Here is a 16,896-nt window from a genome sequence, read left to right as displayed (position 1 = left end):
GTCCCCGTTCGGGGACAGGCACCGAAGTGTCAGGTTAGCGGCAGTGTCAGGATGCCCTGGGTGGCGGGGCGCATCATGAGGCGGCGGTACCAGGCCGAGATGTGCGGCGTGGCGGGGCGTTCGACGGGCAGGCCCAGCCAGCGGTGCGCGGCGCAGCCCAGCGCGATGTCGCCCATGCTGAATTGCGGGCCGGCGATGAAGTCGCGGCCCGCCAGGGCGTTTTCCAGCATCAGGGCGATCTTGCCGGCCTGGCGGGCCGAGGCTTCGATGGCGGCGGCGTCGCGCTGTTCGGGCGCGGTGCGCACCAGGCCCATGAAGGCGGCCAGCATGCTGGGTTGCCATTCGGTGGTCTGCCAGTCCATCCAGCGGTCGGCGTCGGCGCGCACGCAGGGGTCGGCGGGGCTGATGGCGCCTTCGCCGTAGCGCGCGCCCAGGTAGCGCACGATGGCGTTGGATTCCCACAGGATGAAGCCGCCGTCGTCGATCAGCGGTACCTTGCGGTTGGGGTTCATGCGGAGGTATTCGGGGGTGTCGAGCCCGCCGAACTGGCCGCCGGCCTCGATGAAGGTGTGCGGCAGCGCCAGTTCGCGCACGGCCCACATGACTTTTTGCACGTTGACCGAACTCAGCCGGCCCCAGATCTTCAGCATGTCGAAACCCCTGGTTTGATTGTCGGTACCGCTATATGTGAACTGTCAATAGGTTGTATTCGTCCAGGTTGAGTCTGGAGATGGGTACAGCGCGCCCGATGCCTTGGTGGGGTCGATGCCAGTTGTAGTGGTGTAGCCAGGATTTCATGGCATCGGCTCGGTGTTGGGAGTTCTGGTAGGTGTGAGCGTAAGCCCACTCACGCAAGGCCGACTGGATGAAGCGTTCGGCCTTGCCATTGGTCTGTGGGCGGTAAGGTCGGGTAAAGCGGTGCTTGATGCCCAGCTCATGGCACAGCGCGGCGAAGGCGCGGCTGCGAAAGGCCGAGCCATTGTCGGTGAGCAAGCGCTGGATGGTCACGCCCAGGCGCTGGTAGTAGGCCACTGCGTCCTTGAGGAACTGGACGGCGCTGGGGAAGCGCTCGTCGGGGTGGATGTCGGTGAAGGCCACGCGGGCGTGGTCATCGATGGCCACGAAGACGAAGTCCCAGCCGGCCCCCTCAACGGTATCGCGTCGGTTGCCCGTGACCCGGTGACCAGGGCGCTGGATACGTCCCAGCTTCTTGATGTCGATGTGCAGCAGATCGCCGGGGGCCTGATGCTCGTAGCGCACCACCGGCTCGGCCGGCTCCAGGTCGGCCAGGTGCGACAGACCGGCGCGGGCCAGGACGCGGCTGACGGTGCTGGCTGACACGCCCAGCGCCTGGGCGATGCGCGCTTGGGTCAGCCGCTTGCGGCGCAGCTCCACGATAGCCAGCGCCTTGGCCGGCGCAATCGCTCGGGGCGAGACCGTCGGGCGCGAGGACGCATCGGCCAAGCCCGCCTGGCCCTGAGCCAGGAAGCGGCCCAGCCATTTGCGCACAGTCGGCGCGGTGACCCCATAGGCGCGGGCCGCTTCAGGCACACAAACTTGATGGGCGATCAATTGCTGGACCATTTCGAGTCGACGTAGGAAGGTCAATCGGGCATGCTTATGGGTGTTCATCCGGCCGGGCTCCTTGAGTGAACTGGGGGGGTGGCGATTTCCAGTTTCTCAAATCCGGTTCGGATGAACCATGCATACAACCTATTGAATCTTCACAGCTATACGGGCGGCAGGTTGCGCCGCGGGAACCCGCTTTCGCGGCCGAAGCGCACCCAGTTGAAGGCGCGTCCCGGGTCGGTCTTGCGGCCCGGGGCGATGTGTTCGTGGCCGCGCGCGTCGGCCAGCGGGTAGCGCGCGCGCAGGACCTGCGCCAGGCGCGCCAGCGTGGCGTACTGGGCGTCGGCGTAGGGCAGGATGTCGGTGCCTTCCAGTTCGATGCCGATCGAGAAGTCGTTGCAGTTGTCGCGGCCCCTGAAGCGGGATACGCCGGCGTGCCAGGCGCGCGCTTCGGTGGCGGCGAACTGGATGACGGCGCCGTCGCGGCGGATGAAGAAGTGGGCCGAGACATGCAGGCCGCGCAGGCGCTCGAGCCACGGGTCGGCGCTGTAATCCAGGCGGTTCAGGAACAGGTCGGCGACGTACGGGCCGCCGAACTGGCTGGGCGGCAGGCTGATGTTGTGGATGACCAGCAGGCTGATCTGCGTGCCCGCGGGGCGGGCGTTGACGTTGGGCGAAGGGGCGCGGGTGACCGCGGGCCCGGGGATCAGCCAGCCGTGGCGGTCCAGTAGCAATCGTTGCATGATGGGGTCAGGCTTGTTGCGGGTGACCCTGCATTATGCAGGATGGGGCCGGATCCTCCAGCCCGTGGGGTTTTGCGGCGGCCGCCGTTCAGCCGCGCTCGGCGCCGCGGCGGGCGTGGTCGCTGCTGCACCAGGTCTGCCCGCCCAGCAGCACGGCCTCGGAACGCGGCAGGTGCACGCCGCAATGGGCGCAGCGCACCATGGGCTGGCTGGCGGCGTCCTGGGCGGGGCGGGGCGGCTCGGCGCGCGGGGCGCGCTTGGAGGCGGCGCGGGCGCCGGCCAGGCGCGCGATGAACAGCACGGCCAGAATGACGACGAACCAGAAGATCAGCTTGCCCACTTCAACCTCGATGCAGAATGACTTCCAGCACGAACCGGCTGCCGGTGTAGGCCAGGATCAGGAACGCGAAGCCGGTCAGGGTCCAGCGCAGCGCGACGCGGCCGCGCCAGCCGCAGATGTGGCGGCCCAGCAGCAGCACGCCGAAGGTGGCCCAGGACAGCAGCGTGAAGATGGTCTTGTGGTCGAACGGCAGGAATTTGCCGGTCAGGGTGATGGAGGCGACCGAGCCGGAGCCCACCGCCAGGGTCAGGACCACGAAGCCGATCCAGATGACGCGAAACAGCAGGCGCTCCTGCACCAGCAGCGGCGGCTGGGCGTCCAGCACGCGGCCGACGATGCTGCGCTCGGCCGGCGCATCCAGCGGGCGGTGCAGGTGGCGGTCGAGCAGGGCCATCAGCATGGCGTGCAGCGCGGCGATGGTGATCAGGCCGTAGGCGGCCAGCGCGATGAGCAGGTGGGCGCGCAGCCAGGGGTTGTTGGCATGGGGCACCAGCTGGGCCTGCGGGAACAGCGCGGCTATTGCGGTTACGATAGCGGCTGCCGGCAGCAACAGCAGCTGCAGGCCGTCGATGCGGATCAGCAGGCTTTCCAGCCAGAACACGACCAGGCCCAGCCATACGGCGGCCGACAGGGCCAGCGCCCAGCCGATGTACAGGTGTTGCGTCCCCAGCATGGCTTGCTGCAGGGCCACGCCGTGCAGGGCCAGCGCGCCCAGCAGGCCGGTTCGGGTTAGCTTGCTTGCTTGATCCACGCTGCCGCGGCCTTGCAGGCGTCGCCACAGCGACCCTGCGAGTACCGCATAAGCCAGCGCGGCCACGGCGTGAAATACAATGCCTGATGACATAAAAACCGTTGTCTGGATGGGGCCATGGGCGCTTGTCGCCCGCCGGCGGCTAGCTGCGCCCAGGCGGCCTCGTTCAATCAACTAGTGTAAGCGGAAACGCCTCTCATGCTCGATAACCTGACTCAACGGCTGTCGCGCGTCGTCAAGACGCTGCGCGGCGAAGCCCGCCTGACCGAGGCCAACACCCAGGAGATGCTGCGCGAAGTGCGCATGGCGCTGCTGGAGGCCGACGTGGCGCTGCCCGTGGTGCGCGATTTCGTGGCGCGCGTCAAGGAAAAGGCCCTGGGCGAAGAAGTGGCCGGCAGCCTCAGCCCCGGCCAGGCCCTGGTGGGCGTGGTTCACAAGGAGCTGACCAGCCTGATGGGCGGCGACCTGGGCGAGCACGCCGGCGAGCTGTCGCTGGCCACCCAGCCGCCCGCGGTCATCCTGATGGCCGGCCTGCAGGGCGCGGGCAAGACCACCACCACCGGCAAGCTGGCGCGCTGGCTGTCCGAGGGGCAGCACGTCCAGGGCGGCCGCAAGACGGGCAAGAAGAAGGTGCTGGTGGTCAGCGCCGACGTGTATCGCCCGGCCGCCATCGAGCAGCTGAAGACCGTGGCCGCCCAGGTCGGGGTGGATTTTCTGCCGTCGGACGTTAGCCAGAAGCCGGAAGACATCGCCCGCAACGCGATCGACCATGCGCGCCGCCACCACTACGACGTGCTGATCGTCGACACGGCGGGCCGGCTGGGCATCGACGAGGCCATGATGCGCGAGATCCGCGCGCTGCACGACCTGGTCAAGCCGATCGAGACGCTGTTCGTGGTCGACGCGATGCAGGGCCAGGACGCGGTCAATACCGCGCGGGCCTTTGGCGACGCGCTGCCGCTGACCGGCGTGGTGCTGACCAAGCTGGACGGCGACGCGCGCGGCGGCGCGGCGCTGTCGGTGCGCCACGTCACCGGCAAGCCGCTGAAGTTCGTCGGCGTCTCCGAAAAGCTGGACGGCCTCGAGCCGTTCCACCCCGAGCGCATGGCGCAGCGCGTGCTGGGCATGGGCGACATCGTGTCGCTGGTCGAGCAGGCGCAGAAGAACATCGACATCGCCGAGGCGCAGAAGCTGGCCTCGAAGATCAAGTCCGGCAACAAGTTCGACTTGAACGACTTCCGCGACCAACTCGGCCAGGTCAAGAAGCTGGGCGACATGGGCTCGCTGCTGGAAAAGCTGCCCGCGCAGCTCCAGCAGGCAGCCGGCCAGCTGCAGGGCGGCCAGGCCGAGAAGCAGCTGCGCCGCACCGAGGGCATCCTGAACTCCATGACGCCGGGCGAGCGCGCCAAGCCCGAGTTGATCAAGGCCTCGCGCAAGCGCCGCATCGCCGCCGGCGCCGGCGTGCCGGTGCAGGAAGTCAACCGCCTGCTGTCTCAGTTCGAGCAGATGCAGGGCATGATGAAGCAGATGAAAAAAGGCGGCATGGCCAAGATGATGCGCGCCATGGGCGGCATGAAGGGCCTGGGCCGCTTTGGCGGCATGCGCTAGCGGCGAGCGCGCAGTAAAAAAACGGCCAGACTTTGCGTCTGGCCGAATCGATCGGGGCTAAGCGGGGATAGCCGCCCCGATACAAACCGGCAAACGCTGCGGGGTTTGCCGGTCTGTCCTGGTTGTTACTCGGCAAGCGGCGGAATGCGCAGCACCTGGCCCGGGTAGATCTTGTCCGGGTCGCTGAGCATGGGCTTGTTGGCCTCGAAAATCGTCGGGTACTTGGCGCCCTTGCCCTTGCCGTAGTTGGCTTCGGCGATCTTCCACAGGGTGTCGCCCTTCTGTACCGTGTACATCACGGCGGCGGGGGCGGCCTGCGCGGTCTGCAGCTGGTTGTCCACCTGCGCCACGCCCACGGTGTTGCCCAGGGCCAGCACGATTTTCTCGGCCGCCTCGGTCGAGGCCACGCTGCCCTTGACCGTGACCTTGTCGCCATCGACGGAGATGTCCAGCCCTTCGGCCGACAGCCCGTGCTTGTCCAATTCCTTTTTCAGCTCGTCGGCGGTCGCGGCCTTCGCTTCGCTGGCGCCGAACAGTTTCTCTCCGACTTCCTTGATGAAGTTGAGCAAGCCCATTTTTCTTCCTTGTGCGTTGAAAAAAGCATTGATCGCGAAAACGATTATGGGTGCAGCGGCGGCGTGGGTGATGCAGCAAGATGTAACGTCTTGCAGCTTCATGCTGCCGCCGCGGCGCCCGCGGATGGGCGGCCTCGCGATTTAGCCGCCACCCACCGCCACGACGATTTCGATCTGGTCGCCATCGTCCAGCAGGGTATCGCCATGTTTGCTTTTGGGCACGATTTCGCCGTTGCGCTCGACCGCCACGCGCTTGCCCTGGTAGCCCAGGGTTTCCAGCAGTTCGACGACGGTGGTCTGCAGAGGGAACTCGCGTGCCTCGCCGTTCAATGTGATGTGCATACGAATCTCCTCAAGCGGGGTTGGCTGCGTAAGTATCGGTAGCCTGGATCAGCCGGGCCAGGATGCCGGGTTCGTCGAACGCGTGGCCCGCGTCCGGAATCAGGTGGAACTGCGCCTGCGGCCAGGCGCGGTGCAGGTCCCAGGCGATGCGCGCCGGCGTGCACACGTCGTAGCGGCCCTGCACGATGGTGCCGGGTATGCCGTGCAGCTTGTGCGCATCGCGGATCAGCTGGCCTTCTTCCATGAAGCCGGCGTGCACGAAGTAGTGGTTCTCGATGCGGGCGAAGGCCAGCGCCGCGCGGTCGACCGCATGGCTTTGCTGGTAGCGCGGGCTGGGCAGCAGGGTAATGGTGTGGTCTTCCCAGCGGCTCCAGGCCTTGGCCGCGCGCAATTGTTCGGCCGGATCGTCGCCGGTCAGGCGCCTGTGGTAGGCCGCGATCAGGTCGCCGCGCTCTTCGGGCGGGATGGGCGCCACGTATTCTTCCCAGCGGTCGGGAAACAGCCACGACGCGCCTTCCTGGTAGAACCACTGCACTTCGGCGCGCCGCAGCCCGAAAATCCCGCGCACCACCAGTTCGCTGACATGCTGCGGGTGGGCCTGCGCGTAAGCCAGCGCCAGGGTCGAGCCCCACGAGCCGCCGAACACCAGCCAGCGCTCGGCGCCCATCACTTCGGCGCGCAGGTGCTCGATGTCGGCCACCAGGTGCCAGGTGGTGTTGTTCTCCAGGCTGGCGTGCGGCAGCGAGCGGCCGCAGCCGCGCTGGTCGAACAGCTGGCGGCGCACCGGCGAGCAGCCGCTGCCCGGGCCGCCATGCAGGAATACCGCCGGCTTGCCCTGCGGGTTGCCGCACAGCTCCCAATAGACCTGGTGGCCGTCGCCGGTATCCAGGGTGCCCTGGCGATAGGGTTCGATCGGTGGGTAGAGCATTCAGGCTCGCTTGAACATCAGGTCCCAGACGCCGTGGCCCAGGCGCAGGCCGCGCGTCTCGAACTTGGTTTGCGGACGAAAATCCGGGCGCGGCGCGTAGCCGTCGGCGGTGTTGCGCAGCAGCGGCTCGCCGCCCAGCACTTCCAGCATCTGGACGGCGTAGTCTTCCCAGTCGGTGGCGCAGTGCAGGTAGCCGCCCGGCGCCAGCCGGCTAGCCAGCAGCGCCACGAAGGGCGGCTGCAGCAGGCGGCGCTTGTGGTGGCGCTTCTTAGGCCACGGATCGGGAAAATACACGTGCACGCCGGCCAGCGAGTCGGGCGCGATCATGTCGCGCACCACTTCCACCGCGTCGTGCTGGACGATGCGCAGATTGGAGATGGCCGATTCCTCGATGCGGTGCAGCAGCGAGCCCACGCCGGCGTTGAAGACTTCCACGCCCAGGAAATTGTCGCCCGGGCGCGCCAGGGCGATTTTCTCGGTGGTCTCGCCCATGCCGAAACCGATCTCCAGGATGGTGGGCGCCTGGCGGCCGAAGGCGGCGGCCATGTCCAGGGGGCGCGGCGCGTACGGCACGGACCATTTGCCCATCAGCTGCTCCAGCGCGTCGCGCTGGCGCTGCGTGATGTGGCCGCGGCGGTGCACGAAGCTGCGGATATGGGTGGCGCCCGGGCTGTCGGGGGCGTGCTCGGCGCTGGCCAGCGCGGCCTGGGTGGCCTCGCTCAGCGGGGCGCCTTCGGGGGGATGGGCGGGGGTGTTCGTATTCATAGGCTGAATTGTAGTAGGGCCGTGACCCCGGCCGGGCGGGCCGCTGGCTACAGGTATAGTTCATCACTGCGTATCTGTCACGACACCCCATCCATGAACCCAGCCCGCTTCGATCTGGTCACGTTGGCGCTGTTTGTCGCGGTGGCGCGCCAGGGCAGCATCTCGGCCGGCGCCCGCCAGTCGCACCTGGCGGTGGGCGCGGCCAGCAAGCGCATTTCCGACCTGGAGAGCGCGCTGGGCACGCCGCTCTTGTATCGCACCGCGGCCGGCGTCGAGCTGACCGACGCCGGCCAGGCCTGCCTGGCGCACGCCGTGCGGGTGCTGCAGGAGGTCGAGCACATGGCCGGCGTGCTGTCCGACTTCGCCCAGGGCGTGCGCGGCCAGGTGCGCATCGCCGCCAATACCTCGTCGATCACCCAGTTCCTGCCCGAAGACCTGGCCGGCTTCATGCAGCGCCATCCGGCGGTGCGCATCCACCTCGAAGAGCAGAACAGCAGCGACATCGTCACCGCCGTGGCCGAGAACCGCGCCGACGTCGGCATCTTCGCCGACCGCACGCCCGCCGCCGGGCTGACCACCGTGCCGTACCGGCTGGACGAACTGGTGCTGATCACGCCGCCGCGCCACCCGCTGGCCGCCCGCGCGCAGGTGGCGTTTGCCGATACGCTGGACTGCGACTACGTCGGGCTGCCGCCCGCCACCTCGCTGGCCACCCGCCTGGCCGACGAGAGCGCCCGGCTCGACAAGCGCATCCGGCTGCGCATCCAGGTGCGCAGCTTCGACGCGATCTGCCGCATGGTGGTGGCCACCGGCGGCGTCGGCATCCTGCCGCGCATCGCCGCCGAGCCGCACGCGCGCTCGATGCAGGTGCGGCTGATACCGCTGGCCGACGACTGGGCCCAGCGCTGGCTGCTGCTGGGCGTGCGCGACCTCGACAGCCTGCCCGTGGCCGCGCGGCTGCTGGTGCGCAGCCTGGCCGAAGGAGCGGCCTGAGGCGCCGCCGGCCTTCTCCATCCACGAAAGCCCCCTTGCCCATTTGCCCATACCTGCCGCGCGGCGATTGCCCGCACACTGCTTCTCCATATCAAGTCACGAATACGGAGACGACATGGCGGGGCAGATACTGGCCGGCATACGGGTGCTGGAGCTCGGGCAACTGATCGCGGGGCCCTTTGCCGCCAAGACGCTGGCCGACTTCGGCGCGCAGGTCATCAAGATCGAGCCGCCCGGGCAGGGCGACCCGCTGCGCAAGTGGCGCCTGCTGCATGAAGGCACTTCGGTCTGGTGGGAAGCGCAGTCGCGCAACAAGCAATCCGTGTGCGTGGACCTGCGCCAGCCCGAGGGCCAGGACCTGGCGCGCCAGCTGGCCGCCCAGGCCGACGTGCTGATCGAGAACTTCCGCCCCGGCACCATGGAGAAATGGGGCCTGTCGTGGGAGGCGCTGCACGCCCTCAACCCGCGTCTGATCATGCTGCGCATCTCGGGCTACGGCCAGACCGGCCCCAAGGCGCAGGAGCCCGGCTTTGCCGCCATCGGCGAAGCCATGGCGGGGCTGCGCTATCTCAACGGCGAGCCCGGCCGCGCACCGGTGCGCGCCGGCCTGTCGCTGGGCGACACCATTGCCGGCCTGCACGGCGCCATGGGGGTGCTGCTGGCCCTGTACCAGCGCGATGCGCGCGGCGGGCAAGGGCAGGTCATCGACGCCGCGCTCTACGAGAGCATCTTCAACCTGAGCGAGAGCCTGTTGCCCGAGTACTCCGTGTTCGGCGCCGTGCGCGAGCCGGCCGGCGCCGCGCTGCCGGGCATCGCCCCGTCCAACGCCTATCCGTGCCGCGACGGCTACGTGCTCATCGCCGGCAACGGCGACGCCATCTTCCAGCGCCTCATGCAGCGCATCGAGCGCACCGACCTGGGCGACGACCCCGAGCTCGCGCACAACGACGGCCGCGCGCGCCGCGCCCACGAGCTGGATGCCGCCATCGGCGCCTGGACCGCCCAGCGCGACATCGGCAGAGCGTGCTCGAGGCCATGCGCGCGGCCGGCGTGCCGGCCGGGCGCATCTACAGCGTGGCCGATATCGCGCAAGACCCGCACTACCAGGCCCGCGGCGCCATCGCCCGGCTGCGCGCGGCCAGCGGCATCGACGTCGACATGCCGGCGGTCTTTCCCTGCCTGTCCGACAACCCCGGCGCCATCCGCGAGCGCGCCCCGCTGCTGGGCGAGCACACCGACGCCGTGCTGGAGGAGGCCGGCCTCGACGACGCGGCGCGCGCCGGCTTGCGCGCCCGTGGAGTGATCGCATGAAAGGCCCGCCACGCATCGAAATCAACGAAGTCGGCCCGCGCGACGGCCTGCAGATCGAGCGCGCCCTGGTCGCCACCGACGACAAAGTCGCCTTTGTCGACGCCCTGTCGGCCTGCGGCTTCGCGCGCATCGAAGTCACCAGCTTCACCTCGCCCAAGGCCATTCCGGCCCTGGCCGACGCCCAGGACGTCATGCGCCGCATCGCGCGCCGGCCCGGCGTCGTCTACACCGCGCTCATCCCCAACATCCGCGGGCTGGAACGCGCGCTGGAAGCCGGCACCGACGAGATGAACCTCGTCATGTCGTGCAGCGAAACCCACAACCGCGCCAACCTGCGCATGACGCGCGACCAGTCCTTCGACGAGCTGGCCGCCATCCTGCGCCGCGCCGGCGAGGCCGGCGTGCCGTGCAACGTCTCGCTGTCCACGGCCTTCGGCTGTCCCTTCGACGGCGACGTGCCCGCCGGCGACGTCATGCGGCTGGCGCGCCGGCTGGCCGACGCCGGCGCCCAGGGCATCACCCTGTGCGACACCACCGGCATGGCCTATCCCACCCAGGTCGCGCAGCTGTGCGAGACCTTCCAGCGCGCCTTGCCCGGCGCCGCGCTGACCGTGCACCTGCACAACACGCGCGGCATGGCCCTGGTCAACGCCGTGGCCGCCTGGCAGACCGGCGTCACGCGCTTTGACGCCGCCGCCGGCGGCCTGGGCGGCTGCCCCTACGCGCCCGGCGCCAGCGGCAACGTCAACACCGAGGAAATCGTCCACATGTTCGCGTGCATGGGCGTGGCCACCGGCGTCGCGCTGGCGCCCCTGCTCGACATCGTGCACGGCCTGCCCGGCCTGGTGCAGCGCGCCCTGACCAACCCCTTGCTGGCGGCCGGCCCACGCCTGGCCACCCACCAGCCGCCGGCCTGGCTGGCCGAGCGTTTCCCGGCCGCCTGACGGCGGCCATCGTCACCTCAGTACCCATAACAAACAGGAGACCCACCATGCACCTTGCCAAGCTACGCCTGCTGCGCGGCGCCGCCCTGGCCGCCACCCTGGCCGCCGGCGCCTCCGGCGGCATCGCCGGCCAGATGGTCGCGCGCGCCCAGCCCGACGGCTACACCCTGCTGCTGCAATACTCGGGCTTCCAGGCCATCACTCCGCACGTCTCCAGCAACCTCGGCTGGGACCCCATCAAGGACTTCGCGCCCGTCGCCAACGTGCTCTCGGCCCCGCAAGTCGTCGTCGTGCGGCCCGACCTGCCCATCAAGACCCTCAAGGACCTGGTCGACTACGCCAAGGCCAACCCGGGCAAGCTGAACTACGCCTCCTCCGGCAACGGTTCGCTGCAGCAGGTGGCCACCGAACTGCTCAACCAGATGGCCGGCATCCAGATCACCCACATTCCCTACAAGGGAACCGGGCCGGCCTTGAACGACCTGCTTGGCGGCGCCGTCGACCTCACCATCACCACCCCGCCGCCGCTGCTGGGCCACATCGCCGCCGGCAAGCTGCGCGCCCTGGCCGTCACCGGCGACAAGCGCCTGCCCAGCCTGCCCGACGTGCCCACCGCCGCCGAAGCCGGCTACCCCGACCTCATCGTCTCGTCGTGGTTCGCCATGTACGCCCCGGCTGGCACCCCGCCCGCCATCGTCGAGAAGCTGTCGGGCGAAATCCGGAAAATCATGGCCACCGAGGCCTTTCGCCAGAAAGCCGCCGAGCAGGGCGCCGAGGCGCGTTACATGGATCCGAAGCAACTGGGCGCCTACACCCAGGAAGAACTGGACCGCTGGGGCAAGGTCGTCAAGGCCGCCCATATCAGCGCCAACTGAGGCTGCGCGATCGCCCGCCCGCCGCGCGTGCGCGCGGCGCCGCTGGGCGCTATAATGCGCAACTTCCCCGGCCCCTTGCGGGCCGGCGGCATCCAGAGCGGGTGTAGTTCAATGGTAGAACGGCGGCTTCCCAAGCCTCAAGCGTGGGTTCGATTCCCATCACCCGCTCCAATTACGGCTCACATCCATCTTGTCACTTTGAGATGTAAGTCCAAGTGTGATCCGAAAGCGGACCGCCCACTTTGGTTGGGTCGGTGAATCGTGGGCCATGTGTGCCGCTGGCGAGCGTGGGCGCCTCGGTGAACTCACCGCGCTGCAGCCCGAAGTTTTTCCCTGCAGACCGAGGTCAGATAGTCCGGGATGGCCGTCGGGTCCACGACCAAGCGGCCAGTGGAACTTCCGCTCCGATTCTTGGATAGGCATGTCGTTGATGCATGCCGAGCGACGGTGCATGAGGGCGTTAGCCTCGAATTCCCAGTTCTCGTTCCCGTACGACCGGAACCAATTCCCCGCATCGTCGTGCCACTCATACGCATAACGAACTGCGATCCGGTTGCCTTCATGCAGCCACGCATAGAACGCCGCTTCGAACATGCCCATCTTGCGGCAGACCTCCTCGAGTGGCGCCGTGGTGTCGAACGCCATCCGCGCTTGCGTGAACGTTGACTGTTTCATGGCGATGTCCTCTCTGGGCTCGTTTCGCCTGAACCCTCCTAGCCCTCAACTGCCCGATTTTCAGGGCGAAATTCCGCCGAATATCGCGATTTTGCATATCCAGGGATAACCCGGATGTGACTGCCATCGCTAAAACTGGCATACTTTTTTCTAATGTTGGAATATTTATTCCGATATACGGAATTGTAAAAAATGTCTGAACAAAATGAGAAAGAAAGTGCAGTGGGCTCCCTGGAGCGAGGCCTCCTGATCATCCGTGTCTTATTGGATGCGCCAGGTCCAATGAGCCTGGCAGAGCTCGCACACGAGTTAGCGCTAGGACCCAGTACCGTGCACTGACTGTTGGGGACACTGACAAAGCTTGGTCAGGTTGTACGGGAGCCTCGAGGTAAGCGTTATTTGGCCGCCCCCCAAGTCTTGGCATCACTGAGTTTCCAGCACCCGATTACCCTGGTGCGGCTGGCGTGTCGATCGGCAATCGAAGAGCTGCGTGAGCGAACTGGGGAAACTTCCGCGTTTGTGCTGTTTATTGGATACGAACGGCTGGTGCAGGATTTTGTAATCGGTCAACGGCTTTTGAGTCCTAACTACCAGACGTGGCTGAGAAGCCCAACGCACGGATCCGCATCTGGAAAACTGCTGCTCAGCACGGTTCCTGAGAATAATTGGGTCGATTTAATCGGCCATGAGCCTTACCAGGCCCACACGCCTTCCACCATTACGACGTATGAAGAGATGGTGGCGGAAATTCAGGCCATCCGGAGACAACACTATTGTGTTTCCAAGAATGAGGGCTATGAGGGCGTGTCTGCTTTCGGCTATCCGGTGGTGGTACTCGGGAAAACCGTGGGTTGCATCACATTAACGGTAGACAGTGCATCGCTAAATGAGAGTCGTGAAGCATTCCTGATTGAAGAAATGTTGCGCTGCGTGAAAAGCATTCAGACCGTTTCCGGTTCGCTGAAACTGCTTCATGACTGGCTCTTTTGATATTTCATCAATATTCGCTCCTATTTGAAGGAAACTTAGAATGTCCAGATCCTCCCAGCAATGGTTAGCTGTGAAGATTCAATAGGTTGTATGCATGGTTCATCCGAACCGGATTTGAGAAACTGGAAATCGCCACCCCCCCAGTTCACTCAAGGAGCCCGGCCGGATGAACACCCATAAGCATGCCCGATTGACCTTCCTACGTCGACTCGAAATGGTCCAGCAATTGATCGCCCATCAAGTTTGTGTGTCTGAAGCGGCCCGCGCCTATGGGGTCACCGCGCCGACTGTGCGCAAATGGCTGGGCCGCTTCCTGGCTCAGGGCCAGGCGGGCTTGGCCGATGCGTCCTCGCGCCCGACGGTCTCGCCCCGAGCGATTGCGCCGGCCAAGGCGCTGGCTATCGTGGAGCTGCGCCGCAAGCGGCTGACCCAAGCGCGCATCGCCCAGGCGCTGGGCGTGTCAGCCAGCACCGTCAGCCGCGTCCTGGCCCGCGCCGGTCTGTCGCACCTGGCCGACCTGGAGCCGGCCGAGCCGGTGGTGCGCTACGAGCATCAGGCCCCCGGCGATCTGCTGCACATCGACATCAAGAAGCTGGGACGTATCCAGCGCCCTGGCCACCGGGTCACGGGCAACCGACGCGATACCGTTGAGGGGGCCGGCTGGGACTTCGTCTTCGTGGCCATCGATGACCACGCCCGCGTGGCCTTCACCGACATCCACCCCGACGAGCGCTTCCCCAGCGCCGTCCAGTTCCTCAAGGACGCAGTGGCCTACTACCAGCGCCTGGGCGTGACCATCCAGCGCTTGCTCACCGACAATGGCTCGGCCTTTCGCAGCCGCGCCTTCGCCGCGCTGTGCCATGAGCTGGGCATCAAGCACCGCTTTACCCGACCTTACCGCCCACAGACCAATGGCAAGGCCGAACGCTTCATCCAGTCGGCCTTGCGTGAGTGGGCTTACGCTCACACCTACCAGAACTCCCAACACCGAGCCGATGCCATGAAATCCTGGCTACACCACTACAACTGGCATCGACCCCACCAAGGCATCGGGCGCGCTGTACCCATCTCCAGACTCAACCTGGACGAATACAACCTATTGACAGTTCACAGTTAGCTCGCCCGGACCTCCCCGATGACCATTATGTTGATGTCGACATCTACACGTCGCAGCAGATATTTGACGACGAGTTGAAGAATATTTTCGCAAAGACCTGGAAATTTGCATGTCATGAAAGCGAAATTCCTAATCTCGGCGACTATCGAGCATTGAATCACGCGGGCATTCCCGTCTTCGTTATCCGGGGTGAGGATGGCAGCGTACGTGCCTTTGTTAACGCCTGTCCGCATCGAGGATCCAAGCTGGTCACGGATGTTCGCGGTAATGCGAAGAATCTGGCTTGCTTCTTTCATCTGTGGACATTTGACGATAAGGGGCGATGCATTGAGATTACGCGCGAAGACGGTTATGCCCAGTCGGGTGTTTGTAAGGGCGAGCAAGGGCTTCGCCGGATCCGATGCCATAACAAATTTGGCATGCTCTTTATTAATCTAGATGACGATGCTGACGATTTTGATCAGCACGTTGGAAATGTCATGGATTGCTTGGAAGAGGTGATGACAACCAAGCCCCTGGAGGTCTTCCATCATCACCAGGTCACGATGAACGCCAATTGGAAGCAATGGCATGAAACGAACATGGAGCTATATCACGAATGGGGGCACATCGTGAACAGATCCACTGCTATCGCTGCCGATGGCTATCACAACCGTACCTGGTGCATCCACGAGAACGGTCACGGAACACTGGATCCCATGGAGGTTTCGTATGACAACTACAAGGGTTGGGAAACTCGAAGCGGTCATCTTTTACCTGGCTTGGGGCCCGGCGAATTGCGTATGGTTGATCTCTTCCCCAACACAACCATTCTGGTGCGGGCGACAGCGATCCGTATAGATACAAGCACGCCAATTGCGCCAGGTATCACCTTGCTTGAGCAGCGCGGTTTGGGAATTCTCGGTGAGTCAGAGCAAGATCGCAAGGTGCGAGTCAAGCATCACAACGAAATATGGGGCCCATTAGGAAGAAATCTGGCCGAAGACGTCATTTTCGTTGAAACCGTTTCGGAAACGCATCGCCGCGAAGCATCCAAGTGGGGATTATTCGCTCGGCATGAAGGGCTCAAGGCCCAGGACGATGAAATCATGCGCGCCTATTATCGAGTCTGGGGACGCATGATGGGCAAGCCAGCCAGCAATCCCTTGGGTTGATTCGTCTATTTTCCTTTATAAGTTTCCGTAAATTTTAACGATCTGGGGTTGTGATTAATGAGCGATTATCGCGAAGAGATTGGTGATTTTCTCTATCTGCTATCGGAAAAGCTGGACGAAGAGTTATACGAAGATTTTCTGTCGTTGTGCGACGCTGACTTTCATTACCAGGTAAGCGCGTTCAGCCCGGAATTGGGCAAGGAGATGGTCTGGCTAGATGTGAACTGTCAATAGGTTGTATTCGTCCAGGTTGAGTCTGGAGATGGGTACAGCGCGCCCGATGCCTTGGTGGGGTCGATGCCAGTTGTAGCGGTCAATGAAGGGCTGCAAGGCAGCCTGTCGTTCGGCTGAGCTCGTGTAGGGCCTGGCGTATGCCCACTCCCGTAAGCAGGTCTGCACGAGGCGCTCGGCCTTGCCGTTGGTCTTGGGGGTGTAGGGGCGGGTGCGGATGTGACGGATTCCCAGCTCCACGCACACCGCCCGAAAGGTCCTGGAGACGTAGCCGCTGCCGTTGTCGGTCATCACGCGGTCGATGCGCACGCCCAGACTGGCGTAGTAGGCGGTGGCTTGGCGCAGGAACTCAGCGCACTGATCGCCGCCTTCATCGTCGAGGATGCGAGCAAAGGACACGCGCGAGAAGTCATCGATGGCCAGGTGCACAGCGTCCCAGCCAATGCCGCGGTTGCGGTTCTGGGCCCGATCGCCGGTGATGCGATGGCCCACGCCCCGGATGCGGCCCAGCCGCTTGGTGTCGATGTGCAGCAGCTCGCCTGGGCTGGCGCGTTCATAGCGGCGCACCGGCGCCGGCGGCTCCAACGAGGCGAGTCGACTCAGGCCGATGCGTTCCATATACCGCGCCACGGTGGCCAGGCTGCGGCCGGCTTCACGCGCGATGCGCCACAGCGGCAGACGCTGGCGGCGCTGCTGGGCGAAGTGCTCAACCTGCTCGGGCGCACAGGCCTTCGGGCTGCGGTGCGGGCGAGAACTGCGGTCAAGCAGGCCGTCCAGACCTTCGCTTCGGAAGCGGGCAAGCCACTTGTAACCGGTGCGCAGGCTCACCCCTGCCGCCTGGCTGGCCTGCCTCATCGTCCAGTTCTGTTGCATCACCCTGTTAACAAGAAGGGCTCGACCTAGGTGTGAAGATTCAATAGGTTGTATGCATGGTTCATCCGAACCGGATTTGAGAAACTGGAAATCGCCGATCCCCCAGTTCACT

19 protein-coding genes, 1 tRNA gene and 2 pseudogenes are annotated in these 16,896 nt (G+C 65.4%); 11 read left to right on the top strand and 11 right to left on the bottom strand.

Translation table 11 applies throughout. The features are described from left to right. Positions 1-29: 29 nt before the first annotated feature. From BN118_RS17315 to BN118_RS17295, 5 genes are all read right to left on the bottom strand, one after another. On the bottom strand, positions 30-650 hold the full coding sequence (locus BN118_RS17315) for a glutathione S-transferase family protein (protein ID WP_010929605.1): 621 nt from the start codon (positions 648-650) through the stop codon (positions 30-32). Positions 651-681: 31 nt separating this feature from the next. After that, the gene (locus BN118_RS17310; RefSeq protein WP_005015810.1) at positions 682-1,632 is read right to left on the bottom strand and encodes an IS481-like element IS481 family transposase; all 951 of its coding nucleotides are present in this window, start codon (positions 1,630-1,632) and stop codon (positions 682-684) included. A 98-nt stretch (positions 1,633-1,730) separates the two neighbouring features. Beyond that, positions 1,731-2,312: a 1,6-anhydro-N-acetylmuramyl-L-alanine amidase AmpD gene (gene ampD, locus BN118_RS17305; protein ID WP_003807804.1), complete on the bottom strand. Its 582-nt coding sequence runs from the start codon at positions 2,310-2,312 to the stop codon at positions 1,731-1,733. A gap of 88 nt (positions 2,313-2,400) precedes the next feature. Further along, positions 2,401-2,652: a PP0621 family protein gene (locus BN118_RS17300; RefSeq protein ID WP_003807805.1), complete on the bottom strand. Its 252-nt coding sequence runs from the start codon at positions 2,650-2,652 to the stop codon at positions 2,401-2,403. Between the two features lies 1 nt (position 2,653). Continuing rightward, positions 2,654-3,496 (bottom strand): cytochrome C assembly family protein, encoded by an 843-nt coding sequence (locus BN118_RS17295; RefSeq protein WP_010929606.1) that lies wholly within the window; start codon positions 3,494-3,496, stop codon positions 2,654-2,656. 105 nt (positions 3,497-3,601) lie between these two features. Between BN118_RS17295 and ffh the strand changes: the two genes are divergently transcribed. Further along, complete coding sequence (gene ffh / locus BN118_RS17290) at positions 3,602-5,011, top strand: signal recognition particle protein (protein WP_014906074.1); 1,410 nt, start codon at positions 3,602-3,604, stop codon at positions 5,009-5,011. Positions 5,012-5,136: 125 nt separating this feature from the next. Here ffh and lysM read toward each other — a convergent pair whose 3' ends face one another. The 4 genes from lysM to trmB all read right to left on the bottom strand — a co-directional run bounded on the left by lysM (position 5,137) and on the right by trmB (position 7,621). Further along, positions 5,137-5,586: a peptidoglycan-binding protein LysM gene (gene lysM, locus BN118_RS17285; RefSeq protein WP_041166227.1), complete on the bottom strand. Its 450-nt coding sequence runs from the start codon at positions 5,584-5,586 to the stop codon at positions 5,137-5,139. Between the two features lie 141 nt (positions 5,587-5,727). After that, on the bottom strand, positions 5,728-5,928 hold the full coding sequence (gene thiS / locus BN118_RS17280; RefSeq protein WP_003807812.1) for a sulfur carrier protein ThiS: 201 nt from the start codon (positions 5,926-5,928) through the stop codon (positions 5,728-5,730). A gap of 10 nt (positions 5,929-5,938) precedes the next feature. After that, positions 5,939-6,856: a prolyl aminopeptidase gene (pip, locus tag BN118_RS17275; protein WP_014906072.1), complete on the bottom strand. Its 918-nt coding sequence runs from the start codon at positions 6,854-6,856 to the stop codon at positions 5,939-5,941. Beyond that, positions 6,857-7,621, bottom strand: a complete 765-nt coding sequence (gene trmB / locus BN118_RS17270) for a tRNA (guanosine(46)-N7)-methyltransferase TrmB (protein ID WP_010931594.1) — start codon at positions 7,619-7,621, stop codon at positions 6,857-6,859. 93 nt (positions 7,622-7,714) lie between these two features. On the opposite strand from trmB, the gene BN118_RS17265 reads away from it, so the two are divergent. The 5 genes and pseudogenes from BN118_RS17265 (at position 7,715) to BN118_RS17245 (ending at position 11,915) form a co-directional block, all read left to right on the top strand. Further along, positions 7,715-8,614, top strand: a complete 900-nt coding sequence (locus BN118_RS17265) for a LysR family transcriptional regulator (protein ID WP_010931595.1) — start codon at positions 7,715-7,717, stop codon at positions 8,612-8,614. Positions 8,615-8,729: 115 nt separating this feature from the next. After that, positions 8,730-9,925, top strand: a pseudogene (locus BN118_RS17260) (CaiB/BaiF CoA transferase family protein). Further along, entirely contained in the window at positions 9,922-10,869 is a 948-nt protein-coding gene (locus tag BN118_RS17255) for a hydroxymethylglutaryl-CoA lyase (RefSeq protein ID WP_010931596.1), read from the top strand. Before BN118_RS17260 ends, BN118_RS17255 begins: the two are co-directional and overlap by 4 nt. Before the next feature lie 47 nt (positions 10,870-10,916). Continuing rightward, positions 10,917-11,744: a Bug family tripartite tricarboxylate transporter substrate binding protein gene (locus BN118_RS17250; RefSeq protein WP_014906071.1), complete on the top strand. Its 828-nt coding sequence runs from the start codon at positions 10,917-10,919 to the stop codon at positions 11,742-11,744. A 97-nt stretch (positions 11,745-11,841) separates the two neighbouring features. Further along, positions 11,842-11,915: transfer RNA gene (locus BN118_RS17245), tRNA-Gly, on the top strand. 165 nt (positions 11,916-12,080) lie between these two features. On the opposite strand, the pseudogene BN118_RS19730 reads toward BN118_RS17245, so the two are convergent. After that, positions 12,081-12,314, bottom strand: a pseudogene (locus tag BN118_RS19730) (DUF1348 family protein); the annotation flags it as partial. A gap of 297 nt (positions 12,315-12,611) precedes the next feature. Here BN118_RS19730 and BN118_RS20940 point away from each other — a divergent pair. The 5 genes from BN118_RS20940 to BN118_RS19715 all read left to right on the top strand — a co-directional run bounded on the left by BN118_RS20940 (position 12,612) and on the right by BN118_RS19715 (position 15,914). Then, complete coding sequence (locus BN118_RS20940; protein WP_227914946.1) at positions 12,612-12,758, top strand: helix-turn-helix domain-containing protein; 147 nt, start codon at positions 12,612-12,614, stop codon at positions 12,756-12,758. Between the two features lie 60 nt (positions 12,759-12,818). Then, positions 12,819-13,409, top strand: a complete 591-nt coding sequence (locus BN118_RS19725) for an IclR family transcriptional regulator (RefSeq protein WP_227745256.1) — start codon at positions 12,819-12,821, stop codon at positions 13,407-13,409. A 166-nt stretch (positions 13,410-13,575) separates the two neighbouring features. Beyond that, positions 13,576-14,526, top strand: coding sequence for an IS481-like element IS481 family transposase (locus BN118_RS17240; protein ID WP_010930048.1), 951 nt, complete (start codon positions 13,576-13,578; stop codon positions 14,524-14,526). Between the two features lie 74 nt (positions 14,527-14,600). After that, positions 14,601-15,680, top strand: a complete 1,080-nt coding sequence (locus BN118_RS19720; RefSeq protein WP_227914947.1) for an aromatic ring-hydroxylating oxygenase subunit alpha — start codon at positions 14,601-14,603, stop codon at positions 15,678-15,680. A gap of 57 nt (positions 15,681-15,737) precedes the next feature. Continuing rightward, positions 15,738-15,914 (top strand): nuclear transport factor 2 family protein, encoded by a 177-nt coding sequence (locus BN118_RS19715; protein ID WP_227914948.1) that lies wholly within the window; start codon positions 15,738-15,740, stop codon positions 15,912-15,914. On the opposite strand, the gene BN118_RS17230 is transcribed toward BN118_RS19715, so the two are convergent. After that, on the bottom strand, positions 15,894-16,838 hold the full coding sequence (locus tag BN118_RS17230) for an IS481 family transposase (RefSeq protein WP_039251062.1): 945 nt from the start codon (positions 16,836-16,838) through the stop codon (positions 15,894-15,896). The genes BN118_RS19715 and BN118_RS17230 overlap by 21 nt on opposite strands. Positions 16,839-16,896: the final 58 nt, after the last annotated feature.

This window comes from Bordetella pertussis 18323, from assembly GCF_000306945.1.
Lineage (GTDB): Bacteria > Pseudomonadota > Gammaproteobacteria > Burkholderiales > Burkholderiaceae_B > Bordetella > Bordetella pertussis.
Note: the sequence above shows the minus strand (reverse complement) of the source record. Positions and strands in the feature narration are given on the sequence as shown.

Coding starts and splice junctions, on each gene's coding strand:
- thiS (WP_003807812.1), bottom strand. CDS start 5,928: ATGCACATCACATTGAACGGCGAGGCACGCGAGTTCCCTCTGCAGACC.
- BN118_RS17250 (WP_014906071.1), top strand. CDS start 10,917: ATGCACCTTGCCAAGCTACGCCTGCTGCGCGGCGCCGCCCTGGCCGCC.
- ampD (WP_003807804.1), bottom strand. CDS start 2,312: ATGCAACGATTGCTACTGGACCGCCACGGCTGGCTGATCCCCGGGCCC.
- lysM (WP_041166227.1), bottom strand. CDS start 5,586: ATGGGCTTGCTCAACTTCATCAAGGAAGTCGGAGAGAAACTGTTCGGC.
- BN118_RS20940 (WP_227914946.1), top strand. CDS start 12,612: ATGTCTGAACAAAATGAGAAAGAAAGTGCAGTGGGCTCCCTGGAGCGA.
- BN118_RS17255 (WP_010931596.1), top strand. CDS start 9,922: ATGAAAGGCCCGCCACGCATCGAAATCAACGAAGTCGGCCCGCGCGAC.
- BN118_RS19715 (WP_227914948.1), top strand. CDS start 15,738: ATGAGCGATTATCGCGAAGAGATTGGTGATTTTCTCTATCTGCTATCG.
- BN118_RS17295 (WP_010929606.1), bottom strand. CDS start 3,496: ATGTCATCAGGCATTGTATTTCACGCCGTGGCCGCGCTGGCTTATGCG.
- BN118_RS17315 (WP_010929605.1), bottom strand. CDS start 650: ATGCTGAAGATCTGGGGCCGGCTGAGTTCGGTCAACGTGCAAAAAGTC.
- pip (WP_014906072.1), bottom strand. CDS start 6,856: ATGCTCTACCCACCGATCGAACCCTATCGCCAGGGCACCCTGGATACC.
- ffh (WP_014906074.1), top strand. CDS start 3,602: ATGCTCGATAACCTGACTCAACGGCTGTCGCGCGTCGTCAAGACGCTG.
- BN118_RS17240 (WP_010930048.1), top strand. CDS start 13,576: ATGAACACCCATAAGCATGCCCGATTGACCTTCCTACGTCGACTCGAA.
- trmB (WP_010931594.1), bottom strand. CDS start 7,621: ATGAATACGAACACCCCCGCCCATCCCCCCGAAGGCGCCCCGCTGAGC.
- BN118_RS17310 (WP_005015810.1), bottom strand. CDS start 1,632: ATGAACACCCATAAGCATGCCCGATTGACCTTCCTACGTCGACTCGAA.
- BN118_RS17265 (WP_010931595.1), top strand. CDS start 7,715: ATGAACCCAGCCCGCTTCGATCTGGTCACGTTGGCGCTGTTTGTCGCG.